The 19050-nt window shown below is 69.8% G+C and carries 18 protein-coding genes; 5 read left to right on the top strand and 13 right to left on the bottom strand.

Annotated features, from left to right (window positions below; all coding sequences use genetic code 11):
- Positions 1 to 4 precede the first annotated feature (4 nt).
- On the top strand, positions 5 to 613 hold the full coding sequence (locus ATM97_RS08535) for a TetR/AcrR family transcriptional regulator (RefSeq protein WP_218717414.1): 609 nt from the start codon (positions 5 to 7) through the stop codon (positions 611 to 613).
- Here ATM97_RS08535 and ATM97_RS08530 read toward each other — a convergent pair.
- Entirely contained in the window at positions 596 to 2662 is a 2067-nt protein-coding gene (locus ATM97_RS08530; RefSeq protein WP_218717413.1) for an AMP-binding protein, read from the bottom strand. The two genes, ATM97_RS08535 and ATM97_RS08530, sit on opposite strands and share 18 nt — an antisense overlap.
- A gap of 313 nt (positions 2663 to 2975) precedes the next feature.
- Here ATM97_RS08530 and ATM97_RS08525 point away from each other — a divergent pair, with 313 nt between their 5' ends.
- Positions 2976 to 5555 (top strand): ATP-dependent Clp protease ATP-binding subunit, encoded by a 2580-nt coding sequence (locus tag ATM97_RS08525; RefSeq protein ID WP_255587414.1) that lies wholly within the window; start codon positions 2976 to 2978, stop codon positions 5553 to 5555.
- 56 nt (positions 5556 to 5611) lie between these two features.
- On the opposite strand, the gene ATM97_RS08520 is transcribed toward ATM97_RS08525, so the two are convergent.
- From ATM97_RS08520 to ATM97_RS08505, 4 genes are all read right to left on the bottom strand, one after another.
- Complete coding sequence (locus ATM97_RS08520) at positions 5612 to 6004, bottom strand: hypothetical protein (RefSeq protein ID WP_218717412.1); 393 nt, start codon at positions 6002 to 6004, stop codon at positions 5612 to 5614.
- A gap of 120 nt (positions 6005 to 6124) precedes the next feature.
- A complete protein-coding gene (locus tag ATM97_RS08515) occupies positions 6125 to 6925 on the bottom strand; it encodes a carbohydrate-binding protein (RefSeq protein ID WP_308248416.1) in 801 nt (266 codons plus the stop codon).
- A 421-nt stretch (positions 6926 to 7346) separates the two neighbouring features.
- Positions 7347 to 8171, bottom strand: a complete 825-nt coding sequence (locus tag ATM97_RS08510) for an N-acetylmuramoyl-L-alanine amidase (RefSeq protein ID WP_218717411.1) — start codon at positions 8169 to 8171, stop codon at positions 7347 to 7349.
- A 242-nt stretch (positions 8172 to 8413) separates the two neighbouring features.
- Positions 8414 to 9652: a cytochrome P450 gene (locus tag ATM97_RS08505; RefSeq protein WP_218717410.1), complete on the bottom strand. Its 1239-nt coding sequence runs from the start codon at positions 9650 to 9652 to the stop codon at positions 8414 to 8416.
- Positions 9653 to 9850: 198 nt separating this feature from the next.
- Between ATM97_RS08505 and ATM97_RS08500 the strand changes: the two genes are divergently transcribed.
- On the top strand, positions 9851 to 10399 hold the full coding sequence (locus tag ATM97_RS08500) for a TetR/AcrR family transcriptional regulator (protein ID WP_218717409.1): 549 nt from the start codon (positions 9851 to 9853) through the stop codon (positions 10397 to 10399).
- 7 nt (positions 10400 to 10406) lie between these two features.
- Here ATM97_RS08500 and ATM97_RS08495 read toward each other — a convergent pair whose 3' ends face one another.
- From ATM97_RS08495 to ATM97_RS08475, 5 genes are read right to left on the bottom strand one after another with little or no spacing between them, the layout of a single operon-like run.
- Positions 10407 to 11612: a cytochrome P450 gene (locus ATM97_RS08495; protein ID WP_218717408.1), complete on the bottom strand. Its 1206-nt coding sequence runs from the start codon at positions 11610 to 11612 to the stop codon at positions 10407 to 10409.
- Positions 11609 to 12211 (bottom strand): ATP/GTP-binding protein, encoded by a 603-nt coding sequence (locus ATM97_RS08490; RefSeq protein ID WP_218717407.1) that lies wholly within the window; start codon positions 12209 to 12211, stop codon positions 11609 to 11611. Before ATM97_RS08490 ends, ATM97_RS08495 begins: the two co-directional genes overlap by 4 nt.
- Positions 12186 to 12536, bottom strand: coding sequence for a DUF742 domain-containing protein (locus tag ATM97_RS08485; protein ID WP_218717406.1), 351 nt, complete (start codon positions 12534 to 12536; stop codon positions 12186 to 12188). Before ATM97_RS08485 ends, ATM97_RS08490 begins: the two co-directional genes overlap by 26 nt.
- Complete coding sequence (locus ATM97_RS08480) at positions 12536 to 12946, bottom strand: roadblock/LC7 domain-containing protein (protein ID WP_218717405.1); 411 nt, start codon at positions 12944 to 12946, stop codon at positions 12536 to 12538. Before ATM97_RS08480 ends, ATM97_RS08485 begins: the two co-directional genes overlap by 1 nt.
- Positions 12924 to 14315 carry a sensor histidine kinase gene (locus ATM97_RS08475; RefSeq protein ID WP_218717404.1) on the bottom strand — a complete coding sequence of 464 codons (1392 nt, stop codon included), beginning with the start codon at positions 14313 to 14315 and terminating at the stop codon, positions 12924 to 12926. The genes ATM97_RS08480 and ATM97_RS08475 overlap by 23 nt, the downstream gene beginning before the upstream one ends.
- Positions 14316 to 14598: 283 nt before the next feature.
- Here ATM97_RS08475 and ATM97_RS08470 point away from each other — a divergent pair, with 283 nt between their 5' ends.
- Positions 14599 to 15030 (top strand): SRPBCC family protein, encoded by a 432-nt coding sequence (locus ATM97_RS08470; RefSeq protein ID WP_218717403.1) that lies wholly within the window; start codon positions 14599 to 14601, stop codon positions 15028 to 15030.
- Between the two features lie 149 nt (positions 15031 to 15179).
- Here ATM97_RS08470 and ATM97_RS08465 read toward each other — a convergent pair whose 3' ends face one another.
- On the bottom strand, positions 15180 to 16706 hold the full coding sequence (locus tag ATM97_RS08465; protein WP_218717402.1) for a DHA2 family efflux MFS transporter permease subunit: 1527 nt from the start codon (positions 16704 to 16706) through the stop codon (positions 15180 to 15182).
- On the bottom strand, positions 16703 to 17629 hold the full coding sequence (locus ATM97_RS08460; RefSeq protein WP_218717401.1) for a dihydrodipicolinate synthase family protein: 927 nt from the start codon (positions 17627 to 17629) through the stop codon (positions 16703 to 16705). Before ATM97_RS08460 ends, ATM97_RS08465 begins: the two co-directional genes overlap by 4 nt.
- Positions 17630 to 17699: 70 nt before the next feature.
- Here ATM97_RS08460 and ATM97_RS08455 point away from each other — a divergent pair, with 70 nt between their 5' ends.
- Positions 17700 to 18590 (top strand): LysR family transcriptional regulator, encoded by an 891-nt coding sequence (locus ATM97_RS08455; protein ID WP_218717400.1) that lies wholly within the window; start codon positions 17700 to 17702, stop codon positions 18588 to 18590.
- 33 nt (positions 18591 to 18623) lie between these two features.
- Here ATM97_RS08455 and ATM97_RS08450 read toward each other — a convergent pair.
- Positions 18624 to 19050: FCD domain-containing protein (locus tag ATM97_RS08450; protein WP_218717399.1), on the bottom strand; the 427-nt coding region annotated here is incomplete at its 5' end.

Here is a 19050-nt window from a genome sequence, read left to right as displayed (position 1 = left end):
GCCGATGAGTTCAGGGCACGAAGTCGAGGCGGCGGGCGAGCGTACGGCGCGCCCGCCGCGGCGGCGCGATCCGGAGAAGACCCGCGAGGCCATCATCGACGGACTGCTCGCCGCGCTCATCGACGGCGATTTCGCGCCGACCACCCGCGCGATCGCGACCAGGGCGGGCACCTCCGAGCGCAGCATCTTCGTGCACTTCGCCGATCGCGAGGCCCTGCTCGTCGCCGCGGTAGAGCGCCAGTCGGCGACGGTGGAGGCGTGCCTGATCACCCCCGATCCCACACTGCCGCTGGATGATCGGATCACGCTGGCGGTCCGGCAGAGCGCGGCGATCTTCGAGCTGCAGCGCTCGCCGCGGCTGCCCGGCCTGCAGGAGTCCCGCTCGGTGCCCGCGATCGACGCGCGGATGCGCCGCACCGACGAGCGCATCCGCGACACCCTGGCGGCGCTGTTCGCCCCCGAGCTGGCCGGTGACGATCAGCTGCTCGACCTGGTCGACGGCGCGCTGGCCTGGCCCGCCCACCACCATCTGCGCGATCGGCGCGGCCTGTCTCGCGAGCAGACCGCGGCCGCGATCGAGCGGGCGGTGCGGCGGCTACTCGCTCAGGGCTGACTCCGGGCGCACCAGCACCCGTTTGAGGATCTTGCCGGTCTCCCCGCGCGGCAGCGCGGACAGGAAGGTGACATCGCGCGGGACCGAGAAGCGGCTGAGCCGGTTGCGGATATAGGTCCGCACCATGTCCGAATCCAGACCCGCCCCTTCGCGTTTCACCACGAACGCGGCCAGCCGTTGCCCGAACTCCCGATCCGGCACGCCGACTACGGCCACCTCGGTGATCTGCGGCAGATGGGCTAGCGCCTCCTCCACCGGGCGGGGGAAGACGTTCTCGCCGCCGGAGATGATCATCTCGTCGTCGCGGCCCGCGACGAACAACCGGCCCGCCGCGTCGAGGTAGCCGAGGTCGCCGGTGTCGAGCATCCCATCGGCTTCCTCCGGCGGCGCGGCGTTGACATAGCCGTCGAAGAGCATGTGGTTGGCGACGAAGATGTGCCCGGTTGCCCCGACCGGCACCGGGCGCAGGTCGGGACCGAGCACCGCCACCCGGGTGCCCAGCGGCGGGCGACCGGCGGTGGTCGGCGAGACTCGCAGGTCGGCGGGGGTGGCGACGCTGGCCCAGGACACCTCCGTCGAGCCGTACACGTTGTAGAGCACGTCACCGAAGGTGTCCAGGAAGCGCAGCACGGTGGCCCCGGCCAGGGGCGCGCCGCAACTGACGACGTGGCGCAGGCTCGACAGGTCGAAGCTCGCGCGGACCTCGTCGGGCACGTCGAGCAGCCGCTCGACCATGGTCGGGACGACGATCAGCGTGGTGATCCGGTGCGCGACGATCGCGCGCAGGCAGGCGAGCGCGTCGAACCCGTCGGTGAGCACCACGGTCGCGCGCAGCGCCGTGCTGAGCTGCAATCCGGCCAGCCCCCAGGTGTGGAACAGCGGCGCCGGGATGAGGACGACCTCCTCGACCCGCATCGGAATCCGCGACAGCAGCGCCGCGATGGTGCCGAAGCCCTTGGGATGCGGACGGCGCGCGCCCTTGGGCGAGCCGCTGGTGCCCGAGGTGAGCACGATCAGCCGTCCGGGGTGGGCCGGTACCGGAAAGTCGTTCTGCGCCAACGCGATCAGACCGTCGATGGTCGTGCGTTCCGGGTCCGGCGGCTGGTCGTCGGTGGTGAACCGGGGTACGTCGCTGTGCAGGTAGCGGATCAGGGTCTCCAGCGGCCCGTCGACGTAGACCGCGCTGAGCCGGTGCCGCTGCACGATCTCCTCGATCCGCCGGCCCGACAACCCGGCGTTGAGCAGCGCCACGTCGACACCGAGTTTGCCCGCCGCGACCATGGTTTCGACCATGCCCGCGTGATTGCGCGACAGCAGGCCGATGGCGTCGCCGGCCCGCAGGCCCAGGGAGTACATCGCCCCGGCCAGCGCGGTGGAGCGCGCGTCGACCTCAGCGAAGGTGCGGGTGCCGTGTGGGTCGATCAACGCGAGCCGCGTCGGGGTGTGCGCCGCGCCCGCGGCGTAACCACCGGCCAAGTTGAAGCCCCACTTCGCCAGGGAGCGAAGCTGTTTCACGATCGAGACGGGCTCAGGACGCATCAGGCCGGTGGCCGCGATGCTGCGGACCACTCCGGTATTGCGGCGCAGCACCGAGCGCTCGGCGTTGATCACGATCGAGGATCTGGTGCCCGCGATGATGTCGGCGGTCCGGCGCAGACCCGCCTTCACCCAGTCGGTGACCACGGAATTGCTGCGCGCGTCCAGCATCGGGTGCACCCTGGCCGCGGCGAACAGGGTGATGTCGAGGCGGGTGCGCTGCTCGTCTCCGCGCAGGCGGATCGCGGCGAAGCTGCCCAGCGCGGAGCTACGCAGTTCGAAACTCTCGTACCAGCGTCCGATCTCGAGCACGAACTCGTGGGTCTGGATGCCCGCGGCGGCCGAGCCGACCCGGACCTGCCAGACCACCGAGCCGTCGGGTCGCTCGACCCGTTCGCAACTGCCGATGCCGGTGAACATTCGTGGGTAGCTCTGTGGGTCCAGCAGTACGTCCCACAGTGATTGACGCGCGATCGTGAAATCCGCGGAGACATCGATGACGTCGGTGACCAAACTCCGTGCTCTTCCCGTCGGCCTGTTCGACCAGTCGGTCGGCGGGCAAATCTGGGCGCCGCGGTCGATACCGCGGCGCGGGTCGTCACGCTACCCGTCCGTGCCGCTCCTCGATCCAGAATCAGACAAAACCGGTGGTTTCGGACCGCTTCCGCCGGACTTTGGTTTGCGCGCCACACCTCACGACGTTGTAGATGTGAAACTGTCCAATCGCTTGCACCCCACCCGGGGATGCCGAAGTATTGCTAGCAGTACCGACCCGATCTGCAGAAGTCGCCGCCCCGCGCGGCACGACGAGCGAAGAGGTGTGGATATGACAGCGAGCTGGCCAGGTTCGATGAACTCCTTCGACGACATCTTCCAGCGATTCTTCGGCCCCGGGATGTCGGCCAAACCCCCCGTGCAGCGCATCGACCTGGGCAGACTGATGACCGACAACGCCAAGTTGCTCATCGGATCGGCGCGCGAGGCCGCCCAGGAGTGGGGCAATACCGAGATCACCCCGGAGCATCTGCTCTACGCCGCCACCGAGGCCGAGCCGGGCCGCAGCATCGTCGCCGAGCTCAGCCTCGACCCCGACCAGGTTGCCGAGCAGATGCAGGACTTCCTCGACACCGGCTCGCCCAGCGAAAACGACCTCTCCGACATCACCCTCAGTCCCGGCACGAAGATGGCGCTGCGCGCCGCTCAACGCCAGGCCGCCCAGTCCGGCAGCAGCTACATCGGGCCCGAGCACATCCTGCTCGGCATCGCCTCGCTGCCCGACTCCGTCGCCGCCCAGTCGCTGATGGCGGGCATCGCCGCCACCCAGAGCGGCACTTCCTCGGGTCCGGCCACCACGGGCGCACCGGCCAAGCGGCAGCAGAAGACCGACACGCCGACCCTGGACGAGTACGGCCGTGATCTGACCGCGGAGGCCCGCGAGGGTTTGGTCGACCCGGTGGTCGGGCGGGCCGAGGAGATCGAGCAGACGATCGAGATCCTGTCGCGGCGGCGCAAGAACAACCCGGTGCTGATCGGTGATCCCGGTGTCGGCAAGACCGCCATCGTGGAGGGTCTGGCGCAGCGGATCGTCAACAACGACGTGCCATCGACCCTCACCGACCGCCGCGTCATCGCGCTCGACGTCGGCACGCTGGTGGCGGGCAGCAAGTATCGCGGCGAGTTCGAGGAGCGGCTGACCAAGATCCTCGACGAGGTCCGCGCGCACAAGGACGAACTGATCGTCTTCATCGACGAACTGCACACCATCGTCGGCGCCGGTGGCGGCGGGGAGGGCTCGATGGACGCGGGCAATCTGCTCAAGCCCGCGCTCGCCCGCGGGGAACTGCACGTCGTCGGCGCGACCACGATCGACGAGTACCGCAAGTACATCGAGAAGGACGCCGCACTCGAACGGCGGTTCCAGCCCGTGATGGTCTCGGAGCCCTCGGTCGAGGACACCATCGAGATCCTGCGCGGCCTGGCCGACGTCTACGAGGAGCACCACCAGGTGCGCTACTCCGACGACTCGCTCATCGCGGCGGCCCAGCTCTCGGATCGCTACATCACCGATCGGTTCATGCCCGACAAGGCGATCGACCTGATCGATCAGGCAGGCGCGCGGGTCCGGTTGCGCTCGGGCACCCCCGATCCGGAGGCGAAGGCCAGAGACGAGGAGATCGCGCGGCTGTACCGGGAGAAGGACGCCGCCGTCGACAACGAGGACTACGAGAAGGCCAACGCCATCAAGGCCGATATCGCGGCCAAGGAAGAGGAACTCGAGGAGTCCGGCGTGCGATCCGGCGAGCCCGAGGTCCAGGTCGTCGACATCGCCGAGGTGATCTCGCGGCAGACCGGCATCCCGGTCGCCGACCTGACCGCCGAGGAGAAGCAGCGCCTTCTCCAGCTCGAGGACGTGCTGCACAAGCGAGTCATCGGGCAGGACGAGGCGATCGTCGCGGTGGCCGAGGCGGTGCGCCGGGCCAGGGCCGGGCTCAAGGATCCGAACCGCCCGATCGGCTCGTTCCTGTTCCTCGGCCCGACCGGTGTCGGCAAGACCGAACTGGCGAAAGCGTTGGCGGAGGCCGTCTTCGGTGACGAGGACCGGCTGATCCGCTTCGACATGAGCGAGTTCCAGGAGAAGCACACCGTCTCCCGGCTCGTCGGCGCCCCACCCGGATACGTCGGCTACGACGACGCTGCCCAGCTCACCGACAAGGTGCGCAGGCAGCCGTACTCGGTGATCCTGTTCGACGAGGTCGAGAAGGCGCACCCCGATGTGTTCAATGTGCTGTTGCAGCTGCTCGACGACGGCCGGGTCACCGATTCCAAGGGCCGCACCGTCGATTTCAAGAACACCATCGTGATCATGACCTCCAACATCGGCTCCGATCTGATCCTGAAGGCACCCGAGGGCGATCTGGACTCGATCGTGCCCGAGCTGGAAGAGCGCCTGCGCCAGCACTTCCGGCCCGAGTTCCTCAACCGCATCGACGAGCAGATCGTGTTCCATCGCCTCGACAAGACGCAGCTGGAACGGATCGTGAACCTGATCCTGGACAAGACCCGGCGCATGCTGGCGGCGCAGGACATCGGGCTCGAGATCAGCGACTCGGCGGTGGACTGGCTCGGCGAACGCGGATTCCAGCCCGAGTTCGGTGCCCGGCCGTTGCGCCGCACGGTGCAGAAGGAACTCGACAACCGGATCTCGCGGCTGCTGCTCGACGGCGGCCTCGACCCGGGCGCCACCGTGCAGGTCGACACCGCCGACGACGACCTGGTCGTCACCGCCCAGGCGGCGGCGAACACCGCCGCCACCAACGGGTCCGCGCCGAAGTCGCAGGCGAAGAAGCCCGCCAAGAAGTCGGCGAAGAAGGGCGAGGACAAGAAGCTCGCCTCCTCGAAGAAGTAGCGGCGAACGACGATGGCCCGGTCCGCGCGGACCGGGCCATCGTCGTTCGCCGCGGGTCAGCCGCCGGTGACCACGCAGGATTCACCGAAGCGGTAGCCCTTGCCGACGCGGACGTCGGCGCCGCGGCCGATCCCGCCCTGCAACGCCGCCAGACTGTGTGGACCGCTGCTGGACGGGATCCAGTCGATGCTGGCGGTGCCGTCGAGCGGGACGACCACGGCCAGCAGAGTGCCGTTGTCGTAGAAGGAGACAGGTTCGAGGTCGACGCTGAGCCGGGCGACCAGGTGATGGGTGCACCCGGTGCCGTAGTTGGTTGCCATCCCGACGCTGAGTCCGGGGTCGACCGTCAATTGCGAGACCGCCGCGGAGGCGGACGGGGAGCCGGCCGTCATGGCCAGCAACGCCGTCCCGGTGGCCGCGATGGCGAAGGCGAATTTCCTGTCACTCATATCTCACGTCCTTGTGCTGCGGGGCCGGCCGAACGCGAGGCCGGCGAGTCGAGGTCAATCCTCACCCCATCGCGCGACCGATGGTGGGAGAACACACGAAACGTTTCCCGGCCCGGTCCACTACACGCGCGACCAGAGGGCGGGAGTGTTCGGCGGCGTCCAATTCGGGTCGTGCACGGTATGGGCCTGTCGGCAGCTGTAGGTGACGCCCTGGTAGGTGACTTTGTCGCCGATCGCGTAGGTGGCGCCCTGGCGCCACCCGGACACGGCCGGGGCCGTGGTGGTCGGGTGCTGGTGGGTGGTGGTGGCGGGCGGTGTCGTGGTGGCCGACGGCTTGGTCGTGCTGGTCGGCGATGTCGTCGTGGACGGTGTCGTGGTGGTGGTCGGTTTCGGTGCGGTCGTCGGTGTTCCGCCGCCGCCGATTTCGAGGTCGACGCAGCTGTAGAAGGCGGCCGCGGTATCACCGATATTCCAGACCGCGCGCAATTTCTGGCGGCCGGAATAGTTCGACAGGTCGATGGTGTGACTGACCTCCATCGGCGGCTGCTCGTTGCGCCCGTCGATCACCGCGATGCGGGTAGTTCCGATGAAGTACTCCCAATTCAGGGTGCGATGGTTGGCGGTGTTCTTCCAGGTGAAGGTGGCGCGTCCGGAGACATTCTGCGGAACCCAGCCGAGACTGTCGTCGTCGAGTTCGGGATATTTGTTCGCACTGCAATTGTTCAGCCCTTTCGGACCCTCGACACTCTGCGGTTCATATTTCACCGCACCGCAGGACACCGATCCGCGGGCACATTGTTCCTGCCTACTGGCCGGGCCGGTGACCCAGCCGTGGGCATTCGCATTCGCGGTGGGAACCAGCAGGGTGGTGAGGGGTGCCAGGACAATGGCTCCGGCGATGGACAGAATTCGGCTTCGCACTGTCAATACTCCTAGGAAACGCACACGGAGGGCGGCAGGGGCCGGCGTGCCGTCCGGGAAACCATTCGAGCGATGTCACGAACACTTCGATATCGAACCGTGACAGGGACAGTAGGGCGAGGAAGATCACTCGTCAACCATCGCCAATAGCGAAAAATGCGACTACTCACGGGTATTCGACTCCGCGACACACTCGATGCGAAGACAGCGAATAATCACCGATCAGGACCGACCGGTTCGCACATCCGGCAATCATCCGGTTATCAGCCCAGCTCTGGACTTCCGGCAAGTTTGCCGGAAGTTGCCGAAATGCCGTCGAGTTGGCAACAAGGATGCTTACCGGGAGTCGGCGGCACCGCTGGGCGGCGAGCCCGGCGAACGTTGCGCGACTCCTCGAAATTCGTCCGGCGGGCTGTGTCGCTCAGCCGAGGAAGGCCACGATCCCGGCGGCGATGAGCTCGGCGTAGCTGGCCCGGCCTGCCGGCGTCTCGATGAGTTCGGCGTCGATGCCGGAGCGCATGTTGCCGCATTCGACCAGGGCGGACGGGCGTTGCGCGAGGTTGAGACCGGCCAGGTCGGCGCGCGGGTCGAGTCCGGCGGAGCCGACATAGGTGGCGGGCACCGCGCCGCCGTCCACCATCGCGTCCCGCAGAGCCGTCGCCAGCCGCACGCCCGCCTCGGCCTGGACCGGATTCAGCGGCGGGTCGGCATAGGCGATGTGGAAGCCGTGCGCGTCCGCGCCGGTATTGCCGTCGGCGTGGATGGAGACCACCGCGTCGGCCATCGCGTCGTTGCCGATCGCCGCGCGCCGGTCGACGCACGGGCCGACGCCGGTGTCGTCGTCGCGGGTCAGGATCACCCGCACGCCGCGCGCGCTCAGGGCCTCGCGCACCCGCTGGGTGACGTCCCAGGTGAACTCGTGCTCGGTGTATCCGCTCGCCGCGGCGGTGCCGGTCGTGTTGCAGGCCTTGGCGCCGCCGCGGCCGTCGGGCACCTGCGCGGTGATCTGGTCGAGGTGCGCGGCATTGGCGCCGTTGTGTCCGGGATCGAGGACGACGGTGCGGCCCGCCACCGGCGGCGCCACCGACGACACCGGTGACGCGGACGGGACCGCCTGGGCGGGGCCGGTTTTCGTCAAGGATTCGACCGCCACGGGAGCGGGCGCAGACGCCGGGGTGGTGGCACATCCGGCTAACAGCACGGTAGCCGGAAGCAGGCAGACGGGCAGGAACAGCGTGGTGCGCACCCCGCCACGGTGCCACACGCGGCATCGCGGGTCGCCGGACACCCGTCAGAGCGTCCGCTCTGCGCCGCAGGGCACCCCGCCGCCGGCACGGGGCACCCGGCGTCGCGCCCGTCCGCCACTCCCGACACCCTGCGTGGTGCCCTTCCGCCGGCCACTACCCCGCACCCGGGACCTCGTGTCGGGCAGTCACGTGGTCCGGCGCGAGGCCGCCGCGGGATCGCCCGATCCGCACGGCCGGTCGATCAGCGCACGACCACCCGCATCGGCAGACTCGCGTGCCGCCGGACGAACAGACTCGGCACCCATCGGGGCGGCGCATCCTCGACGAGGGTGAACCTCGCGGTGCGCTCGAGCAGCAAGGTGAGCGCGGCGGTCGCCTCGAGTCGGGCCAACGCCGACCCGATACAGAAGTGCGCGCCCGCGCCGAAGGCCGCGTGCGCCCGACCGCGTGGCCGGGCCAGATCGACGATGTCCGGTGCGTCGAACATCGCCGGATCCCGATTGGCCGCACCCCACAGCAACAGCAGGTGACTGCCCGCCGGCAGCGCCACCCCGGCCAGTTCGGTGTCGGCCGTCACGTGCCGGTGGTGACCGCGGAAGGGCGACTCCACGCGCAGTGCCTCGTCCAGGAAGGCCGGCACCAGCTCGGGACGCTCGCGCAGCGTGTCCTGCAGGTCGAGGTCGGTCGCCAGCAGCCGGGCCGCCGAGGCGATCAGGCCCGCGGTGGACTCGCCCCCCGCCCCGATCAGCTGGACCACGATCAGCACCGCCTGCTGCTCGTCGATCCGGCCCGCCGCCACGGCCGCGGCGAGCACGTCGACCAGTGTCTGCGGCGCCCGCTGCTTGCCGGCCCGCGCGATGGCCGCGGTCACCGCCAGGTAGGCGTAGTGGGCCAGTGCGGCGGCCGAGGTGACCAGCTCGGTCATCCGGCCCTCGGCGACCACGCCGCCCAGCATCTCGGTGGAGTCGTAGGCCCATGCCAGCAGCCGCGGCACATCGGCGCGCGGGAAGCCGACGAGGTCGGCGATCAGCGCCAGCGGCAGCCGGTCGGCGATGCCGGTGGCCCAATCGATCCGGTCGCCGTCGAGTTCTTCCGTCCAGAGCTGTTCGGTGAGGTCGGTGACCACGGGCCCCAGCGTCCGGACCCGCTTGACCAAGGCGGGGCCGACGACGCTGCGGTGCGCGACATGCACCGCGCCGTCCGCGGTCGCGAGCACGTGCACGCCCGCGCCGGTGGCGTCGAGGTCGAAGGCGAGCGGCGCCGCGCCCGGCTGGGCGACCAACATGGCCGTCAGATGGGAGGAGAAGTCCTGGGTCCGCGCGGTCGCTTCGGTGACGGCGGCCCACGATGCGACGAGGTAGAAGTCGGTGCCGGGCACCCGGTGGACCGGGGCGTGCTCGCGCAGCGCGTCGTAGAGCGGGTAGGGGTCGTCGAGTACTGCCGCGTCGAACAGATCGATCGCCCCGAGGTCCGTGGTCATCGTCGCCGCCTTTCCTGATCAGGTTGTCGCGCTCACAGTTCCCCGGGGTGATGAGGAGGTCAACATCTGTCTCAGGGTGAGACGGCGGATGCGGAGAACAGGGGTTCACCCGATACACGAAAGGGCCTTCTTCCTGCGCGAGATGAGGTAGACAAAGTGGCGAAACCGTCTCACCTCGAGACAGCGAAGGAGACCGGGATGACCACCGACTGGCTGGCGGGCGGCGACCGCCGCGCCGTGGCGATCGACCGGATCGAGCGGGCCGCGCTCACCCTGTTCCTCGAACGCGGCATCGACGACGTCACCGCCGACGACATCGCCGCCGCGGCGGGGTGCTCACGCGCGACGATGTATCGCCATGTCGGCGGCAAGCCACGCCTGGTCCGCGCGGTCATGGTCCGGGCGGCGGGCACCGTCGCCGGCCGGGTCGAGGCGGCGGTCGACCAGGTGCCCGCCCGACGACGTCCGGTCGAGGCGATCCTGGCGGCCGTGGCGGCGATCCGCGCCGATCCCGTGCTGCGGCAGTGGCTGGTCCGGCACCGCTCCCCCGACACCGACGAATTCCTCGCCGACGCACCGGAACTGGGCCGGATCGCGACCGCGCTCACCCGCATCGCCCCCGACGACGCGGCGGCGGGCTGGATCGTGCGGGTCGTGCTCTCGCTGCTCACCTGGCCGCTGCCCGACGCCGCGGCCGAACGTCAGCTCGTCGAACGGTTCGTCGGCCCGGCCCTGCGCCCGCGCTGAGCGCGGATCACGGCAGCGGCAGCGGCGGCGTCTTCGGGAACTCGACCGGCAGCGCGGCCAGCGAACGATGGAACGGGCCGGGCCGCCACACCAGTTCCTCGGCGGGCACGGCCAGCCGCAGTTCCGGGAGGGCGTCGAGCAATTGGTCGATCGCGTCCTGCACGATCAAGTACGCCACCGACTTGGCCGGGCAGCCGTGCGGGCCCGCGCTCCACGCCAGGTGCGCCCGGTTGTCCACCACGTCGCGCCCGGCGATGGCCGGGTCGTTGTTGCAGGCAGACATGCTGATCACGACCGGTTCGTTGGCGGGCAGCCACATGTCGTCGACCAGGATCGGCTGGCGCGGGTAGGTCATGCAGAAGTTCGCCAGCGGCGGGTCGGTGAAGAGCACCTCGTCGAGCGCGTCGCGGGTCGACAGGCTGCCGCCCAGGACATTGCCGGCGAAGCGGTCGTCGGTGAGCATCAGCCGCAGCGTGTTGACCACCAGATTGAGCATCGGCTCGATGCCCGCGCCGTAGAGCACCAGCAGCTGGTGCACCATCTCCTCGTCGGTGAGGGCGGCCGGATGGTGCAGCAGCCGGGTGGCGACGTCGTCGCCCGGCTCGCGCTGGCGCAGCGCGACCAGGTCGGTCAGCGCCGAGGCCAGCAGGTTGTTGCCCGCCTCGGCGTCGTCGCCCTCGAAGATCTGCGCCATGCCGGTGGCCACCTGCTGACCGATCTCGGGCGTGCAGCCCAGCATCGAGTTCAGCGCCTGGAACACCAGCGGAAACGCGTACTGGCTCAGCAGGTCCGCCGAGCCGGTCGTGCAGAAGCTGTTGATCAGCGGGATCGCGAACTGCTCGATCGTGGCGTGCATCGAGTACAGGTCCACGCCCGCGATGCCGGCGACATTGGCCTGCCGGTACCTGGCGTGCTCGGCACCGGTGGTGCGCAGCGCGGCCGGGCGGAACTGCAGCATCGGCAGCACCGGGCAGTCCTGCGGGATGTTGCGCTGCCACATCCGCGGGTCGGCCGGGAAGTGCTCGGGATCGTTGAGGATCCGCACCGCCGTGTGATATCCGATGACCAGCGTCGCGCGGATCCCCGGCGACAGCTCGACCGGCACCACGGAACCGAACCGGCGTCGCATCTCCCGGTAGGCCGCCTGGGGATCGGCGGCGAACTCGGGGGCGTACATCGGTACCCGCTCGTCGGCCGCGAGGTCCACTGTCATGACGCTGTTGCTTCCTGCCTGCGGAACAGATACTCCGCCAACGTGATCAGCGCGCGCAGACCGTGGTCGCGCCGCCGGGCGTCGACCGCGACGACCGGCGTCTCCGGCGCCAGGTCCAGCGCCTCACGCACTTCCTCGAGCGGGTAGCGGCGGAAGCCCTCGAACTCGTTGACCGCCACGGCGTACGGCACCCCGCGCTGTTCCAGCGCCGAGAGCACGTCGTCGGCCTTCTCGATGCGCCGGGTGTCGACGAGCACCAGCGCGCCCAGCGCGCCGCGGGCCAGCTCCTCCCACAGCGGGGCGAAGCGTTCCTGGCCGGGCGTGCCGAACAGGTACAGCGCCAGTTGCGGATTCAGGGTGAGCCTGCCGAAATCCAGCGCGACGGTGGTCTGCACCTTGCTGCCCAGCCCGGCCAGATCGTCGACGCCGATGCTGGCCTCGGTGATGGTCTCCTCGGTGCGCAGCGGCCGGATCTCGGACACCCCGCACACGAAGGTCGTCTTGCCGACGCCGAAATTGCCCGCGACCAGAATCTTCACCGATCGCGTCACGGTCTCCGCGACGTAGTCGACCTCACCCCGCGATGGCACGGAGACCATGCAGCACCTCCTTGATCAACGCGAGTTCCGGCTTCACTTCGGCCGGAGTCGGGCACTGTAGATGGCCGCTGTCGAGCAGATCGGACACGATGATCTTCACGACCGACGCGGGCAGATCCAGATACGCCGACAACTCCGCGATCGAGAGCGCACCGCGGCGGCTGGTGAGCGCGAGGACCCGGCGCTCGTCGGGACGGTGATCGGGTCGCGCGTCGGCGACCGAGCGGACCAGGGTCACCAGGTCCAGTTCATGGGCGGCCCGAACCCGGCCACCGGTGCGCACATACGATCTGACCAGGTCGGGATCGCGCCTGCCCCGGCTCATTACCTGCCACCGTGCCGCGGCGCGCTGCCGATCTCGTGGCCGACCCGCGAGGCGAGCTCGTTCATCCGGTGCGCCACCAGCGCGACGTCGACATCGGCGGTGGTGGCGACGCCTAGCAGCGCGCCGGACCCCGCGGCGGTGATCATCACCATGCCCTCGTCGTATTCGGTCATGTTCTGGCGCACCGTGTTCGCGGGACCACCGCAGAACTCGCCGAGGGCCTTGCCGAGCGAGCGCAGGCCGGAGGCGGCCGCGGCGAAGCGTTCGGCGTCGTCCTTGGCCACGCCACGGGAGTGCGCGATCCGCAGACCGTCATCGGAGAGCAGCACCGCGAAGCGGACGCCCGGGATCTCCAGATCCTCGAGCAGCCACGCCAATCGGTTCGTGCTATCGGCTACCGGTGTGCTCATCGGCTGTTCCTTCCGTGGTTCGCTCGGCCGCAGCGAGGCGACCGCTGCGGGAGCCGCTGTGCCAGGCAGCGGCGAGGTCGGGGCGAGCCTGCCCCGCTTCTTCGGCGGGTACTCCCGCCGAATCCGGCGCGACCGGCCTGCGGCGGCGCTTGGGTAGTCCCCCACTGGTGATCTCGTGTACCTCGGCGTGCGGCGCGTCGTCCTCGACGAGCGCGGGGACGGGCACCGGAAGATGCGCGGGCGCGGCGAGTTCCGGTTCGGGCAGCCGCGGCGCGGCACCGCTGACCAGCAGCGCCGACGGCACGTAGACCATCGCCCGCATGCCGCCGAAGATGTTCGGCCCGTCGACGTGGACGGAGAACCCGTAGCGCCGCGCGAGCGCCGCGATACCGGGGAAGCCGACCTTCGGCGCGGGTCCCAGATCGTGGATGTCGACGGCGCGTTCGCCGCTGAGCACCTGCCGCGCGTCCTCGAGCTGCTCCGGACTCATCCGCATGCCCGCGTCGTCGATGATCACGGTGACGCCGTGATGCCCCTCCTGGAACCCCACCTCGACGAACGACGACGGGGGCGAATAGCGCAGCGCGTTGTCCAGCAGCGTGGCCAGGGTGTGCACGAGCGGTTCGACCGCGCGGCTGATCACCACCCGGTCCGACTGTCCCGAGCGCACCCGCAGGTACTCCCGGACACGGCCGGTGGCGCCGCCCGCCACATCGGTGAGCGACTGCTGCGGCCAGCGCCGCCCGGGCAGACCACCGGAGACGATCACATAGGACTGCGCCTGCCGGATCATCTGCTGGACGGTGTGGTCGATCCTGGTCAGCGTCTCGTAGATCGCGTCGTCGCGGTGTTCGCGCAGCGCCGCGCTCACCACCTGGCCGAGGTCGGTGCCCAGGCTCACCACGGAGGTGCCGAACGAGCGCACCGCGGCACTGGTGGCGGCCCGCGAGGTGGCCGACAGTTCGTCGCGCGCGGCCTCCTGGGCGGCCTGCACCTCGCTGATGCGCCGCTGCTCGCCGTAGCGTTCGACCATCGCCCTGGTCTCCTCGGCGACCACCCGCAGATCCTCCGCGTGACCGGTGGCGATCATCTGCAGCACCTGGCCGATCTGCGACTCCTGCAGCTCGGGGGGCAGATCGACAGCGACCGAGGGGATCTCGTGCCTGCGCACGGCCGTGGTGATCGCCGGCAGCGTCGTCTGCGCCAGCTGGATCAGCGCGTTCTCACACGCGACACGCTCGCGGATAGCGGCATCGGCCCGCAGCCGCTGCTGGCGCTCGTTGCGCATGGCGAACACCGTCACGGCCAGCGCGAGCAGTAACAGCGGCGCTCCGATGACGAGTAACAGCACCGCGATTCCTGAGTTCATCAGATCTTTCGTCGTCGTCGACCACACCACGCCCTGGCCGGTGGGCCCTCACCGGCCCGCCCGGGAGGCATTCGCCCGGGGGCGCGGTGGGGTCGGATATCCGATCCACACGCCCCGCTTCCAGCGACCCGCACACAGTAGCAGCACCATGATCGACTTCGGCGCGGATCGTCCTGTCCGGCATCAGAATTCCCGCCCGTCCACCTGGGCGCTTGATCTATTCTGGTTTGCTATGCCGCGGTCCGGTCGAGTCGGAACCTCGGGTACCGGATACCATCCCGGCGTGGCGAAACTGAAGCTCTCCGTCGATGTCCCCGTCCCGCCGGACCAGGCGTGGGCCCACGCTTCCGACCTGCCCGCACTCGGCGACTGGCTCACCATCCACGAGGCCTGGCGCGGCACCCTGCCCGAGGACCTCACCCCCGGCACCGTGCTGGTCGGCATCGCGCGCGTGAAGGGATTCCGCAACAAGGTCACCTGGACCGTGCGCACCGCCGAGCCCCCGCGCCGTCTCGCGCTCACCGGCGCGGGCATCGGCGGCACCAAGTTCGGCCTGGCCCTGCTGGTCGAACCGAAGGGCACCGGCTCGAAGGTCAGCGTCGACATCGACCTCGGCGGCGCACCGCTGTTCGGCCCGATCGGCTCGGCCGTGGCCAAGGCACTGCGCGGCGACATCGAACGCTCGCTCGAGGCATTCGTGAAGCTCTACGGCTGAGGTGGTCCGCCCGACCGGCGGTGCCCTCGGTCACGTCGGCGCCTGCCGTGGCGTGGGTCCGGCGCGAGCGCGCCGACCGATGCCGCGACGACGCGAAAGCCCGGGTGGACCATCGTGTTCCACCCGGGCCTTCCGGTTCGATCGGCCGATCAGACCAGGAGCGAGGCTTCGGCGTCGACCGGGGCGGCCGGCTTGGTGCGCGGCAGGAAGAACGCCGGGATCAAGGTCAACCCGGCCAGGATCACCGCGACCCAGTAGGTGTGGCTGAACGCCTCGGCGGCCAGGTCCAAGCCGTGCTGGATCACCTCGGGCGGGAACTGCGCCGCGAGTTCGGGCTTGGCGTTGGAGGCGATGCCGATCTGCGTCGCGGGGTGATCGTTGAGCTGGGCGGCCAGCACCACCGACATCGTCGCGGTGCCGATCGAGGCCGCGGTCTGGTTGATGATGTTCATCAACGTCGAGCCGCGCGCGACCTGGGCGTGCGAGAGCGTCTGGATGGCGGCGGTCATCACCGGCATCATGGTGCAGCCCATGCCCAGACCCATCACGAACAGCGCGCCGCCGATCATCAGGTAGGACGTGTCGGCCTCGAGCTGGGTGAACCCGGCCAGGCCGACGGTGATGAAGGTGATGCCGAACAACACGATCTTGCCCGGCCCGATCTTGTCGACCAGGAAGCCGGCGATCGGCATCGTCAACATGGCGCCGATACCCTGTGGCGCCATGAGCAGACCGGAGTCGAACGCCGTCTCACCGCGCACCTGCTGCAGGTAGTTGGGCAGCAGGAAGCCTGCGCCGAAGAACGCCGTCGCGAACAGCGACATGGTCAGCACCGAGAAGCGCAGCGACCGATTGCGGAACAGGCGCAGGTCGATCAGCGGATGTTCGGTGCGCAGCGCGTGGAACACGAACGCCACCAGCAGCACCGCGCCGATGAGCGCCGGAACGAGCACGCGCGCGGCGAGCACCGTGCCCTTCTCGGGGATGGAGGAGACGCCGAACAGGAACAATGCCAGACCGGGCGAGGCCAGCAGCATGCCGAGGAAGTCGAACGATTCCGACGGCTTGGGCTTGTCGGGGGCGAGCACGAGGTAGGCCAGGACCAGAGCGACCAGGCCCAGCGGCAGATTGATGAGGAAGATCCAGTGCCAGCTGAAGGAGTCGATCAGCCAGCCGCCGAGAATCGGGCCACAGATCGGGCCGAGCAGCATGGGCACACCGAGGACCGCCATCACTCGCCCGATCCGCTGCGGGCCGGCGGCGTGGGTCATGATCGTCATGCCCAGCGGCATGAGCATGCCGCCACCGATGCCCTGGATGACGCGGAAGGCCACCAGCGACTCGATACTCCACGCCATCGAACACAGCACCGAGCCGAGGATGAAGAAGCTCAGCGCGGCCATATAGAGGCGTTTGGTGCCGAAGCGGTCGGCGGCCCAGCCTGTCATCGGGATGACCGAGGCCAGGGCCAGGGTGTAGCCGGTCATGGTCCAGGCGACGACCTCGACGGAGGCGTTGAAGTCCGCCATGAACGTCGGAATCGCGACGGTGACCACGGTGATGTCGAGGATCGACATCACCGCGCCGAGGACGACTACGCCCGCCACTTTGAGTACGGCTGCGTCCAGCTTGTCGGAGGTGGGATCGGCGGCGCCGATATCCGGAGGTTTCGTCACCGCTTGAGCCTGGCACCTTTCGACGCCGAAGACCAGTGGAATTTTTCTGCCACCTCGGCCGCCCGCAGCGCCGCCACCAGGGACTCGGACGAAGCGGGCAACAACGGCAATCGGACCGCCGCACTGGGGATCTGCCCCCGCTCGGCGAGCACCGCTTTGATCACCGTCGGGTTGGGTTCGGCGAACAGGGCGGCGCCGAGGGCGTCGAGGCCGTGGCCGAGGGCGCGTCCTCGGGCGACGTCATCGGCGAGCCAGGCGGCGACCAGCTCGGCGTAGGCGGCGGGCGCCACATTGGCCGCGGCCAGGATGCCGCCGCGCGCACCGAGCGCGAGCAGGGCCGAGGCGAACCGGTCGTCGCCGCCCAGCACCGTCGTGGTCTCCCCCGCCCGCGCCATCAGCTCGACACTGGCCGCGTCGATACCGCCGACGGAATGCTTGAACCCGGCGATGTTCGGAATCCCGGCGAGGCGCACCAGGGTCTCGCCACTGAGCGGACGCGCGGTGCGGTAGGGCACGTCGTAGACGTACAGCGGGGCCGGACTGGCCGCCGCGAGCGCCGTGAAGTGCGCGATCACGCCCTCCTCGCTGGGCCGCACGTAGTACGGCACCACCGCCAGCACGCCGGCGACCGGCTGCCGGAGTTCGCCGACCGCCCGCACCGAGTCGGCGGTGGCATTGCCGCCCGCGCAGACGATCAGCGGCGCGTCCCGGTCGGCGCACACGGCGGCGCAGCGATCCAGCACCCGTGCCCGTTCCCCGGCCGTGAGCGCCGAGGGTTCGGCGGTGGTGCCCAGGGCGACCAGCCCGGTCGCACCCGCGTCGAGCACGTGGTGCGCGTGCTCGTCCAGCGCGGTGAGCGCGAGCTCGCCGTCGGCGGTGAAGGGGGTGATCATGGGAACGAACAGTCCCTGCAGCGATGTCATGGGTCCATCGTCGAGCCACGGATTCATCAGGTCCAGTTCACGTTCGTGACGATAAACGTAAGCTGATCTGATGCTCGACGTCCGCAAACTCCGTCTGCTGCGCGAACTCGCCCATCGCGGCACCATCGCCGCGGTCGCCGACGCGCTCAGCTACACGCCGTCGGCGGTCTCCCAACAGCTCACCGCCCTCGAACGCGAAGCGGGCGTCCCGCTGCTCGAGCGCACGGGCCGACGCGTCCGGCTCACCCCGGCGGCGCACGTCCTCGTCGGCCACACCGAGACCGTGCTGGCCGCGCTCGAACGCGCTGATGCCGAATTGGCCTGCGCCCGAAACGAACTCGTCGGCACCCTGCGCATCGGCGCCTTCCCCACCGCCGCCCGCACCCTGCTCTCCCCCGCCCTGGTCACCCTGAGCACCGATCACCCCCGCCTGGAACTCACGGTCACCGAGATCGACCCCGCCGACGTCCCCGACGCCCTGCGCGCGAGCACCCTCGACATCGCCCTGACCCACGACTACGACCTCGTCCCCGCCACCACCGACCCGGCCATCCACACCGAGCCCCTGCACACCGAGACCGTCTATCTCGCCACCAGACACCCCACCGTCACCACCGAGGCCCTCCGTGCTCACCGCGATGCCCCGTGGATCGCGGGCACTCCCGGCACCCTCTGCCACACGGTCACCCTGCGCGCCTGCCAGGCCGCAGGTTTCACGCCCCACATCCGCCACCACGCCGACGACTTCAACACCGTCCTGGCCCTGGTTGCCGCCGACGCGGGCACCGCGATCGTCCCCGCCCTCGCCCTGCACTCCCCACCCGGCGACATCGTCCTCACCCCGCTGACGACCCGCCGCCACACCCATCTCGCCTACCGCAACGGCACCGCCGACCACCCCGCTCTCCACGCGGCTCGCACCGCCTTGCGCGCGGCGGCAAGCGCCGCGGACATCGCCTGAACGCCGGGCCCGGTCAGCCGTTCCGGCAACCGATCACGTACCACCCGCGGCGGTCTTCTCCCGGTGCGGAGTCCGCTGGCGGGTGCGGGTGGCCGAGACCGGGTCGATGGCCGGCATAGACCACTGGGCCGAGAGGGCGAGGCTGGGTTCGCGGCCCGAGGCGACGTGACGGTAGGCGATCTCGGCGGCGGCGTCGGGGTCGCCCGCGGCGATGGCGGCGTAGAGGGCTTCGTGCTCCTCGCACTGGGTGCCGGGGTCGCGCTCCTTGGTGAGATGGAACAGCCAGCGGACGCGAGATTCCAAGGGGCGCAGCAACGATTGCAGCAATGGATTGCCGGAGACCTCGACGATGAGCGCGTGGAATCCGGCGTTGGCGGCGGCGATCGCGGCCTGGTCACCGGCGGCGGTGGCGCGGCGCGCGGCGTCGAGCTGGTCGCGCAGCGCGGCGCGGTCGGCGGGG

Origin of the sequence: Nocardia sp. MH4, from assembly GCF_019266065.1 — a bacterium.
In the GTDB taxonomy this organism is placed as follows: domain Bacteria; phylum Actinomycetota; class Actinomycetes; order Mycobacteriales; family Mycobacteriaceae; genus Nocardia; species Nocardia canadensis.
Note: the sequence above shows the minus strand (reverse complement) of the source record. Positions and strands in the feature narration are given on the sequence as shown.